The following is an 11,675-nucleotide window of genomic DNA, read 5'->3' on the forward strand; positions in this document are numbered from 1 at the left end:
AACTAATACATTTCAAGTATAAGTTCATGGGGTTTTTCTATGGATCAACGGTTTGGGATACCGCACCGAAATTTTTACTGGTTCTTACTATGTACGCTCCGTTATTACCTGCTTCTCTTCGTGCGCTTCCACGTAGTCATTGGCAACGTATTGCCACTGCACTATGTTTTTTCGCTCTGGGTTTTAGTACTGCTGCCTGGGCACCGTTGATTCCACTGGTGCAGCAGCGCCTGAATTTAAGTCATTCAGATTTCGGTGTGTTATTGCTTGCCGCGGGCGTAGGTTCAATGATCGCCATGCCATTGGCAGGTCGTATGGCACATCGTTACGGCTGTCGTTCTGTTATCGCTACAGTATTGGCCGCATTTGTTTTAATTCTGCCTGCATTGGCATTTAGCCCGACTAAATTGCTATTGGCAGCCGCTTTATTTTGCTTCGGTGCTAGCGCTGGCGCACTCGGCGTATCGGTTAACCTTCAGGCAATTAAACTGGAAAGTCAGCAACGTAAAAGCATGATGTCACTGTTCCACGGCGTATGTAGCTTGGGTGGTTTGGCAGGTGTGTTAGGTATGACCAGTATGCTGGCATTTGGTCTTGCACTGCCTTTAAGTGTACTGGTGATCAGTATGAGCATTTTACTGATCATGGTATTTGCTGTGCCATTCTGTCTAAAAGCAGAAGCTGCAGCTGAAGCAACAGAATCTGAAGATACTACCCAGAAAGCTGCCCATAAACCACGTCCAACATTTGCAATTCTTTGCATGGGATTGATCTGTTTTATCGCTTTTCTGTCTGAAGGCGCAGCGATGGACTGGAGTGGAATTTACCTGAATACTCAATTTAAAGTTCAAGCATCTCAAGCTGGTCTAGCTTACAGTTGCTTTGCTGCTTTAATGGTTGCAGGACGTTTAAGTGGCCATCTGATTATTCGCTTCTTTGGTGAAAAGAACACGATTCTGTACAGTGCCACTTTGGCAGGTTTGGGTCTTCTGACTGTGGTATTTGCACCAGTGTGGTATGTGGCTTTGATTGGTTATGCGATCCTGGGTCTGGGTAGCGCAAATATCGTTCCGCTGATGTTCTCACGTGCAGGACGTCAAACTGAATTACCCAAACATATTGCTTTATCTTATGTTTCTGTATTTGCTTATACCGGTTCTTTGCTTGGGCCAGCATTGGTGGGCTTCGGAAGCGAGATCATGGGTCTAAGCCAGGTATTTTTTATCATTGCAGTTGGCCTGATCAGCATTACTGTACTGAACCAGCTGACTTCTGCTCCAGCAACTGCAGCAGAAGCAGAAAAAACACAAACACCAGCATAAAGCTGGTGTTTTTTGTTTAAATCAAAGCAATTTAATGCTGTAAATAAAGATCGTGAGAGGGTGACTTACTAAGTGGCTGGTAAATATACTGGCTACTTACATGTTTAAGATCTTTTAAGAAACAATCACGCCAATGTACAATGTCATAGTCCATCAGGCCTTGAAATAGCGCCTGATAACGTGCAATACGTTCAGACTTCGGCATTTTCACTGCCAGCTTTAAGGCTTTGATCATGCTGTTGTTATCATAAGGATCGACCAGTAAAGCTTCACGCATCTGCTCAGCAGCACCCGCATATTTGGACAGAATCAAAATGCCCGGATTTTCTGGATCTTGAGCAGCAATATATTCCTTCGCTACCAGATTCATGCCATCACGTACCGAATTGACCCAGCAGATTTCCGACTTGCGATATAAACGCATCAAGGCATGATGGCCTAAAGCATCATAATGACAGTCAAAGACCGGTTGATCTGTATGAGGGAAATCCTGATTCAGCTGATCGACACCTCGTTTTAAATCCCGATATAGATTGGCATAGGTCGGAACTTCCAGTCTGCAAGGACAGGCAATCTGAAACTGGCGTATCTTCGACAACATTTCAGGAGTTTCCTGGAAACATTGACGCAGCGCATCCACCTTCTGTAATAAGCCCTTGCTATAGTCAATTCGGTCTACTGAAATGATATGTTTAACATCAGGTGATGAACTGAAATCAAATGGCAGTTCAGTATGAGTGAGTTGTCCCGCACGACGCTGGATTGCAGTAGGATGCACACTGATCGGATAAGCTTTTACTTCTACCTGACGCTGTCCATTACGCAGAATATTGTTGGTATGTGCAGTTAGAGATAGGGTAGTTTTCAGGAAATCATAACAGTTTCTCTGATCCTGCTGCGTTTGCATGCCAAGCAGGTCGTACTGTGCCAGATGCGCTGCAAGATGCTGGCTGCAGGCTAGATCTTGCCATTTTTGTGTCTCTGGAAATGGAATATGCAGGAAGAAACCGATACGATTGCGCATGCCCAACTGACGGCAGTAATGTGCAACACTTAAGAAATGATAGTCATGCACCCAGATCATGTCACCCGGTTCGATAATTTTCTGCAACTGGCGGGCAAACTTAAAATTGACATCCTGATAGATCCGGTAATCCTGATCTGAGTAATCAATATATTGATTCTGGTCATGCATTAGCGGCCATAGTGCACCATTCGCAAAACCACAGTAAAAACCCTGATATTCAGCTTCAGAGAAACTACAGGTATGATATTCAATCTGCTGATCTTTCAGGACGTCAAAGGAATTCTGCCTATACGCCGTCTTTTTGCCATTCCATCCCATCCAGATGCCACCTATACCATTTAGGGCATCTTCCAGAGCAACCGCAAGACCACCTGCCTGAGTGGCATTCGGGTTCGGTAATGTTACACGGTTGGATAATACAATGAGTCGGGACACGTTTTTTCTCCTTTCATTTCTTGTTTTAACGCTTTTAGTGATGTTAAAAATTCATGTAAGAAAAAACCGACATCTGCCACGTCGTCTAAACGAGCTTTGGCTGCGCTTTCTCCTGGGCCAACTTTGATTGACATACCTCCATAGTCATTAATGATGTGAAAACCAGCTTCATCCGTTAAATCGTCCCCAATGAAAATGGGGTAAAACTGCTCAGCTTCAAGATCCTCTAAAATATGCTGGATTGCCGCACCTTTATTGCAACCGTGGGGAACCAGTTCATAGACACATTTGCCGCTTTTTAATTCAAAACTTGAAAATTGTTTAAGATAATTATCAATAATGGCTTTTGCCTGATCTGCATATTCAGGATGTTCACGGAAATGCAGAGCAACTGAATGGGTTTTGTGTTCTACCCGAATCGGCTGCCATTTATGCTGCTGCTCAAGCACACTAGATTTGAGTTGTTCGAGTTCTTTGTGATTGATATAAACAAGTTTTTGACCTATACCATCTTGCTGTAGCAGCTCTATGCCATGTGATCCGATAATATTCCAGCGATAAGGCTGAATCAGTCGTTGTGCTTGCTCGATAGAACGTCCGGTAACCAGATATAAAGGTAAAAATTGCTGGATTTGTGCAATATTATTTAGGGTGGAAGAGGGGATAAAACTCTGTTCAGGATCTGGATGAAATTCTGAAAGTGTACCGTCAATGTCTAAAAATAAAATACAGGGTAAGGAATTATATTTAGCTCTCCAATCCAGCTTTTTCGCTATCTCGGTATAAATAGAATCTAGAACAGCATTTGTAGTTTTCATTGTTAGGGTGTAATAAATTACAGTCTCTTGATGCATTGATTATTTTTATAACATGTCAAGATCTGTGATCTGCTTATTCCTATAATGAATAATACATTTCACCTATCTACTGTAACGTTGCAATATCTTGTAAAAATGTCTTGAAAATCACATTTGTATAAAATTCTCTCTTGATCAGAAATTTCAAAAATCTATCAAGATATGAATAAGCATAGTTTTGTATAAGAATTTTTATGACAGACAAGAAGCATTGTCAGTTTATAAATGCAGTGTTAAGAAGTGATCTAAAAAGAAAAACAGAGAGAAGGAGATCATTTCGTCAAATCAAACTTAATAAAAACTATGAATATAGATAAAAATGCATGGCTCATTGATCGAGGAATGCATCATCATAATAATTAGGATATAAGCAATGAAGCTGCTCAATAAACTTTGTGCTGCCATGGCAGCGACGGTCACTGTGGTTGCAGTGACCGTGGGTGTGGTCAATAAAACTTTCACCCCCCTCAGCAAGTCACTTCAGATTTAAGTTACCTAGAACCACAATCTTTTACTGACTCTACAGGCATGACACAACCTGCCATTACATTAAAAATACTAAATTAGGAACACGACAGTTCGAAAGTCAAGTTCAACGACCATTACTCACAAATGCAGATGCAAAATGGAGCAATTACACTCGCGATTATGATTATCCCAATATGGTCACTTTGCCTGTACAGTGGATTAAAATGCGTGATGGTACCAAAATCGCAATTCGTGTTACCTTGCCAGCTGATCAGAATAAACAACCTGATTTTACTAAACCTCATCCAGTGATTTTAATCCAGACAGCCTACAATACAGGCTTTGCAGGCCAGATTGCGGATATGGCAGGCGGCCCGAATCCTGAGTTTGTACGCTGTGGTTATGCCACAGTAGTTGCCGATATACGTGGTACCGGTTCTTCAGAAGGGAGATGGCAGGCATTTGATGGCATTGAACAGCAGGACAGTTTTGAAATTATTGACTGGGCCAGCAAACAGTCATGGTCAAATGGCAATATTGGTCTCTATGGTGTTTCTTATCTAGATATTACCAGTCTGCTGGGGGCGTATACCCAGCATCCAGCCGTAAAAGCCGCATTTCCAATGGTACCAATTGGTGATGGTTACCGTGATATTTTATTCAATGGCGGCAGCTTAATCCCAACTTTATCCCATTATGGATGAGTCTGGTTGACTTGCTGGGTGTATTACCAGTTGATGCGATTCAAAATGATCCGGTGAATGGTATTACTCTAGGGCTGGATAAAATTCAGAATTTGCTGAAGGCAAAGCCTCACCATCAAATCATTCTTGTTTTCAAAATTAGCTTTTAAAATATAAGTTGGGTTAACTGCTGGGAATGTTATTAGCTATAAATACAAATTGAATAAATATCATTATTATTATTTAAAACTGAAAAAAACTAATAGATAAAAATTTTATGCTTTATGATCAGCATATTGAAATTGCTTTATGAAAATTCTGCAGGAAGACATGTTAGAACTTCGTCATTTAAAAACTTTAGTTGCTTTACGAGAACATGGTTCATTGGTCGCCGCTGCAGGAGATCTGTGTCTTACACCTTCAGCCTTATCTCATCAATTGCGTGAAATTGATCAATGGTTTGGCGTAGAAGTCGTAAATCGCCGCAGTCGGCCTGTGAGCTTTTCCAATGTTGGACAGCGATTACTTAAACTGGCAGATGAAATATTGCCTCAGGTACAGATTGCTCAAAGTGATATTACTCGCATTGTCCATGGACAGACGGGACGTATTATTTTCTCATCTGAGTGCCATAGCTGCTTTGACTGGCTGATGCCTTTACTCAATCAGTATCGTATTCAATATCCAGATGTAGATTTAGACTTTGCCTCTGGTTTTGAAGCCAATCCGCATGAGCTGTTACAAACTGGTGAGTTTGATTTGCTGATTACCGCCGATCCGATCGCATTAAAAGGGATAGAGTATTTTCCGATTTTTGAATATGAATCACGTTTGGTACTTTCCAATACTCATCCACTGGTACGTGCCAAAGAGATTAGAGTACAGCAACTGGCAGAAGAAACACTGGTGACTTACCCGGTGGATAAACATCGCCTGGACATCATGTCACGCCTGTTTATTCCAGCCAATATCTTGCCAAAACAGATCCGGACGACTGATTTAACCCAGATGTTGATTCAGCTGGTGGCAAGTGGACGCGGAATTGCAGCATTGCCGGACTGGGTCGTAAATGAATATGAGCAAAAAGGCTGGGTAAGCTCACGCCGTCTGGATTGTGTCGCACCTGAAGGGTTACGTCGTACTTTATTTGCAGGCTATCGCACTGAGGAAAAACAGAAAGATTATTTTGAAGGATTCCTGAAGCAGTTAGAACGGTTCTCCAAGAAAAGAGAGGCATATTATGATTAACGTTTGTTATCATTTCTTTGAAAGCATGTGTCATTCAAGAAAGACTCTGATCCACTGTTCAAACTGAAAGCTTGAAAATAATAATCCAGAATCAGAGCCTTTCATTTCAAATCAAGCCGCAAATAAAGGACTGAATCCATGCTTACGCAGCAATTTCCGGTACATGCTGGAACTGCGATCTGCCGGGAAATGTGCTTCTAAAGACAAGTCTAAAGGCAGATATTCAGGTTTCTGGTTTTCGACGATTAACCGGTCTTCTTCAAAAATTTTCAGGTTAAAGTCATAGGCATCTTGAACTGGCAGGTCTTTGTCATAATTCCGGCAGATGGGTGCAAACAGCCGCGTAGTACGTGCTGTCATAGGCGAAGCTGCATTCATAATGACCTGTTTGGCATCATTGGGAAAATGAATGGTCAAGGTCGCGGTAAAGGGTACACTGATCTCAAAATGGCGTAGCCATTTAAAGTCTTTTGCACCGCGCTGATCCAGCCCGATCGGATAGCGTCCAACGGTACTGATATAGTCAGCAGCAAAACCATCATCGGTTTCATAGGTTTGATAATCGGGTACTTCTGAATTATCCGGATCGCCAAAAGTATCTGGATGTACCCATGCAAAGTGTGCGACATCAATAAAACCTTCTAGCTGCCGACCGGCAAAACACTGAATATCAACTTTCGGGCAAACCAGTTGTTGGTAATCTGCTTCATCCCAGTAAGGCATTTGCGGAATATTTGCTTCAGCCTGTTTATCTGCCAGCAGTGAGCACCAGATCAGACCATATTTTTCTACGGCGGCATAGGTTTTTAGATTGAAACGCTCAGAGATTTTTTGCTGCGGATGGGCCGGGATACGATTACATTTTCCACCTGATCCAAAGCGTAGACCGTGATAAGGACAAACCACACCTTGTCCATCATTTTTTCCCAGACTTAAAGCAACCCCTCGATGTGGACAGGTATCTCGCGCCACAATAATTTCATCCCCGATTTTATAAATTACCAAGGGCATATCCAGCAACATGGTCCCGATTGGCTGTTCAGAGACTTCGCGTGCCAAGGCTACCGGATACCAGTATTGCGCTAACAGATGCCAGTCATGTTCTGAAAATGTCATATGAACAGGTAAGTCAGGCTGATACGTGAGGAGGGTTTTACTATTCATGATTGCCTCAAATCGGTGTTATTCGATTGAATATAGATCAACAGCCTATTCACCGAAATTAGAGAAATCTGTATGAGGTATTGAGAAAATTAGAACACTCTTTACCATTTGAAGATCATTCTCTTTTATATGTGAGCATATTTTGAGAATTAACGCGTTTTTACGGAAAAGGTAGACATCACAAATCATTTATTAGGCTGCTTGCTGAGAAATCTGACTTTTTAATTGTTCCATCTGTTCAATAATATGTTTGATCATCAGCTGGGAGGCTCGTGATATCTGACGTTTTGGCGCCACGCAAAGGGCAATGGTCAAAGGACGTACACCTTTTTCCGTAATCAGTTTAAAGATCAGTTCATCGCGTTGTAGTTCCGGGAAGACATCCAGATAACTCAAGATGCCAATACCGGTATTGGCCTTGATCATGCTGTTCATCAGGCGGATATCATTAGATTCCGTTTTGCGTGCCGGAATGAATTTGTGATGTTTGTACATGGCCTGTACATAGTCATGAATGATCAGCGGCTCTGCTGCAATAAAATGATTGTCATCCAAGGTATCTGAAAAATAGATTCGTTCAGCCTCAGCAAGGGGATGCTGTTTGGACATGACAAAGCCCAAAGGCAATTCCAGAAAATGCAGCACTTCCAGCTGATGATGGGCTTTGGGATTAAGAATCAGCCCGAAATCCAGTTCGGTATCGATAATTTTTCGGGCAATTACTTCACTGTCTGCCACCCGTATATTGAAATTAATCCAAGGATACTGCGCGTACATATGCTGTAGTGACTGCATTACAAAGCCTTCGTTCAAGGCAGAAATTAATCCAAATTCGATACTGCCACGTTTGAGTCCCTGAATTTCATCAAAGCGGATACAGGTCTGCTGAAACTCCTTTTGCCATTTTAGAATATCCGCATATAACATTTCACCCGCTAAAGTTAACTTCAATCCGTTGGGCAAACGTTCAAACAGGTCAATACCTAATTCTTCTTCAGCCAGGGCGATCTGCCGGTGAATCGCAGATACCGAAATAAACAACTGATCTGCAGCCTTACGTAAACTGCCACTTTTCGCCACTGCTATAAAGTAATCAGAAAAGCGTGAAAACGGGGTATTTATCAATTTACTCAAGCCTGTTTCACCTGTACTTAAAATTCAATAAAAGCTTTATGCGAGTTTTATGCCAAAGCAGGAAGCTAAGGCCCAAGCTAATCAAGTATTACAAGGTGCCGTTCTAATTTTTAGAATGATTTATACGAAACATTCTAATAGACGAAAAAGTAAAAAAACGAGTAATTTCAATTGTAATTAACCGGAACGCTAGCCAGCACAAGCCACGTTTCAGGGGATTAAAAATATTCAGGATTTTGCAGAAAAAAGGTTTCATATGAACGCTATTCCAATGATCAATGTATTTAGCAAGCCATGCTACAGCCAGTTTGATGATCAGGATTGGGAAATTCTGGCGCATCATTGGTATCCGGTTGCACGTATTCAGGACGTGAACGAAAAGCCACAGCAAGTGACTTTGCTGGATGTCAAACTGGCAATTTATAAAACTGAAAGCGGCGTCATTCATCTGGTACGCGATATCTGTCCGCATCGTGGTGTACCACTGAGCAAGGGCTGGGTTTCTGGGGAAAATATTGTCTGTCCCTATCACGGTCTGCAATACAACGAACAGGGAAAATGTATCAAAATCCCAGCGCAACCCGAGTTGACTAAAATCTCAGACCGTTTCTCGCTCAGCAAATTTCCAGTCGTAGAAAAATACGGTCTGATCTGGACCAGCCTGTTTAGCCGAAATGAAAGTGCTGCCAATTTCCCGGTACTAGATACCTGGGATACCGCAGAACATCAATCTATTTTACCGCCATTTGTGGATATTTCCGGTTCGAGTGGTCGTCAGTTAGAAGGCTTTATTGATGTCGCGCATTTTGCCTGGGTACATCACAATGCTTTTGCCGATCGTGATAATCCGGTGGTGCCGAAATACAATACCGAACGTACGCCATATGGTCTGCATACTGAATATGTCAGTAATGTCAGCAATTATCCTCATGGCATGCAGCATCTGGCACCTGAAGGATTTTTATGGAAACGCGTGTTTGATGTCTATCCACCATTTTCTGCGATATTAACTGTGCATTTTCCAAATGAAGGCATTCTTAAAATCCTGAATGCCTGCTGTCCAGTGTCACACAACCAAACCAGACTGTTTGTACCATTAACCCGAAATTTTGATACCACTGGCGATTTACAGGCAGTTTATGATTTTAATGCACAGATCTTTGCTGAAGACCAGGAACTGGTAGAAAGTCAAAAACCGGAAGAGCTGCCACTGGATATTTCCATGGAAGCACATTTTGAAGCAGATCGCTCATCAACAACTTATCGACGTATATTGGCAGAATGGGGATTAAGTAAACGTTATATTGTTTAAAATAAACCAATATATTTTTATTTAACAAGCAAGGGTTATATTTAAATAAATCATATTTCCTTAAAATATAAATTCTCCATTTAAAATTTATTATGGTATAAATAAATGAGCCGTCCAAATCATCAGTAGATATTAAAGTTTTTAAGACTTTCCAATGACGTGGGACGGCGTGCTACCCAGCTGGGACATCATCCCTTTGGAGCAGTACTGGTGGCGCCAGATCATGAAACGGTGCTGCTCACCCAATGTAATATTGATACGGTCAATCATGCAGAATCAACATTAGCCCGTATTGCTGCGACCAATTATCCAGCAGTTTATTTATGGCAATGTACGCTTTATACGGCAGTAGAACCTTGCTGTATGTGTGCTGGAACCATCTATTGGGCCAATATAGGCCGTGTAGTTTATGGTATTTCGGAAGGACATTTAGTTGAATGTACCGGTAATCATCAGGAAAACCCAACGATGAGTGTCAGCTCACACTATATCTTTAGCCATGGATAAAAGGAGATTGAGTTGATTGGACCAGTACCTGAGATTGAAACTGAAACGGTCAGTTTACAACAGCAATTCTGGCAAAGCAGATAAGCCTTTTTAGAAGAAAATCCCATTTTAAGAATGGGATTTTTTATTTTTACAGAAATTATTTTAAATATAAATGCACATTTTAATAACATTTAATTTTATCAAATGCACCTATTTAACTCATTTTATTTAATATTAAAAAAATTATTTATTAATAAATATTAAAATAATAAAATATTACTTTTATTTTAAAAGAAATAAATTAAATAAATCATTTTTTAATCAAGTTGGAATAGTTATTGCTAATTATAAAAAGAACCGATTTTACTCATCTGAGTAAAGTTATTGATTAGTGTGCATGGGGCACAAGTACAAAAAGAGCGGAAGAGAATGAAAGAAAAAAAGATCTTTAAAACCGGATTCAAAACACTGATGGGGATACTATGTGCGGGTGGCCTGGTGGCGGCATCAATGACTCATGCACAGGATAAAGCAGCATTTGTATATATTGGCCCAACCAGTGACCATGGCTGGACCTATTCACATGATCAGGGCCGGATCAAGGCTGAAAAAGCGCTGGGCGGCAAATATAAAACCTCCTATATCGAAAATGTTCCAGAAACTGCCGATGCAGAGCGTGTTATCCGTAACCTGGCGCAGCAGGGCAATAAAGTCGTTTTTGCCACCTCATTTGGCTATATGAATGCCATGGAGAAAGTCTCCAAGCAGTTCCCGAATACGGTATTTATGCATTCCACTGGTTATAAGCAGGGCAAGAACCTGGGGGTATATGACGTTCGTACCTATGAGGGTGCCTATATGCTCGGTGTGGTTGCTGGGCAGAAAACCAAAAACAATGTTTTAGGTGTCGTGGCATCATTCCCGATTCCTGAAGTGGTGCGCAACATCAATGCTTATACTTTGGGTGCGCAAAGCGTGAATCCAAAAGTGAAAACCAAAGTGATCTGGGTCAATTCATGGTTTAACCCGGGCAAGGAACGTGATGCTGCATTGGCATTGATTGCTCAAGGTGCCGATGTGTTAATGCAAAATACTGATTCTCCGGCAGTCGTTCAGGCGGCTGAACAGAAAGGGGTCTATGCATTTGGCTGGGACTCGGATATGAGCAAATTCGGTCCTAAAGCCCATCTGGCGGCTTCGGTACTCCATTGGGAAAAAATCTACACCCCAGTGATGACTCAGGTCAGCAATAAAACATGGAAGCCAAGTGCACTGTGGTATGGGGTAAAACAGAAAGCAGTCGATATTGAGAGCTTCGGACCAATGGTAACCGCAGGTGAGAAAAAGAAAGCACTTGCTGTTCGGGATGCGATCCTGAAAGGTACCTTGCACCCATTTACTGGCCCGCTCTATAAACAGGATGGTTCAATGGTCATTGCTAAAGGTAAAACACTGGATGATGCCACCCTGAGCAAAATGAACTACTACGTAAAAGGTGTAGAAGGTTCACTTCCGAAATAAAAAACAAAATAACAG

The 11,675-nt window shown here is 41.6% G+C and carries 10 protein-coding genes; 6 read left to right on the forward strand and 4 right to left on the reverse strand.

Annotated features, from left to right (window positions below):
* Nucleotides 1–89: 89 nt before the first annotated feature.
* Nucleotides 90–1,322 carry an MFS transporter gene (locus FSC11_RS07495; protein WP_034434010.1) on the forward strand — a complete coding sequence of 411 codons (1,233 nt, stop codon included), beginning with the start codon at nt 90–92 and terminating at the stop codon, nt 1,320–1,322.
* A 31-nt stretch (nt 1,323–1,353) separates the two neighbouring features.
* Here FSC11_RS07495 and FSC11_RS07500 read toward each other — a convergent pair whose 3' ends face one another.
* Nucleotides 1,354–2,784 (reverse strand): alpha,alpha-trehalose-phosphate synthase (UDP-forming), encoded by a 1,431-nt coding sequence (locus FSC11_RS07500; RefSeq protein WP_163166059.1) that lies wholly within the window; start codon nt 2,782–2,784, stop codon nt 1,354–1,356.
* On the reverse strand, nt 2,751–3,638 hold the full coding sequence (gene otsB / locus FSC11_RS07505) for a trehalose-phosphatase (RefSeq protein ID WP_005222084.1): 888 nt from the start codon (nt 3,636–3,638) through the stop codon (nt 2,751–2,753). The genes FSC11_RS07500 and otsB overlap by 34 nt, the downstream gene beginning before the upstream one ends.
* A 665-nt stretch (nt 3,639–4,303) precedes the next feature.
* Here otsB and FSC11_RS07510 point away from each other — a divergent pair.
* Both FSC11_RS07510 and FSC11_RS07515 read left to right on the forward strand, forming a co-directional pair.
* On the forward strand, nt 4,304–4,813 hold the full coding sequence (locus tag FSC11_RS07510; protein ID WP_227590963.1) for a CocE/NonD family hydrolase: 510 nt from the start codon (nt 4,304–4,306) through the stop codon (nt 4,811–4,813).
* Between the two features lie 309 nt (nt 4,814–5,122).
* On the forward strand, nt 5,123–6,040 hold the full coding sequence (locus FSC11_RS07515) for a LysR family transcriptional regulator (protein WP_163167738.1): 918 nt from the start codon (nt 5,123–5,125) through the stop codon (nt 6,038–6,040).
* A gap of 111 nt (nt 6,041–6,151) precedes the next feature.
* Here the strand turns inward: FSC11_RS07515 and FSC11_RS07520 are convergent, their stop codons facing one another.
* Both FSC11_RS07520 and FSC11_RS07525 read right to left on the reverse strand, forming a co-directional pair.
* Nucleotides 6,152–7,204 (reverse strand): aromatic ring-hydroxylating oxygenase subunit alpha, encoded by a 1,053-nt coding sequence (locus FSC11_RS07520; protein WP_163166061.1) that lies wholly within the window; start codon nt 7,202–7,204, stop codon nt 6,152–6,154.
* Nucleotides 7,205–7,396: 192 nt separating this feature from the next.
* Nucleotides 7,397–8,326, reverse strand: coding sequence for a LysR family transcriptional regulator (locus tag FSC11_RS07525; RefSeq protein ID WP_171521737.1), 930 nt, complete (start codon nt 8,324–8,326; stop codon nt 7,397–7,399).
* A gap of 268 nt (nt 8,327–8,594) precedes the next feature.
* On the opposite strand from FSC11_RS07525, the gene FSC11_RS07530 reads away from it, so the two are divergent.
* From FSC11_RS07530 to FSC11_RS07540, 3 genes are all read left to right on the forward strand, one after another.
* Entirely contained in the window at nt 8,595–9,650 is a 1,056-nt protein-coding gene (locus FSC11_RS07530) for an aromatic ring-hydroxylating oxygenase subunit alpha (protein WP_163166065.1), read from the forward strand.
* 159 nt (nt 9,651–9,809) lie between these two features.
* Nucleotides 9,810–10,157 carry a nucleoside deaminase gene (locus FSC11_RS07535; RefSeq protein ID WP_264821050.1) on the forward strand — a complete coding sequence of 116 codons (348 nt, stop codon included), beginning with the start codon at nt 9,810–9,812 and terminating at the stop codon, nt 10,155–10,157.
* Between the two features lie 411 nt (nt 10,158–10,568).
* Nucleotides 10,569–11,660, forward strand: a complete 1,092-nt coding sequence (locus FSC11_RS07540; RefSeq protein WP_163166067.1) for a BMP family ABC transporter substrate-binding protein — start codon at nt 10,569–10,571, stop codon at nt 11,658–11,660.
* Nucleotides 11,661–11,675 lie beyond the last annotated feature (15 nt).

This window comes from Acinetobacter schindleri (assembly GCF_010918895.1).
GTDB lineage: Bacteria > Pseudomonadota > Gammaproteobacteria > Pseudomonadales > Moraxellaceae > Acinetobacter > Acinetobacter schindleri.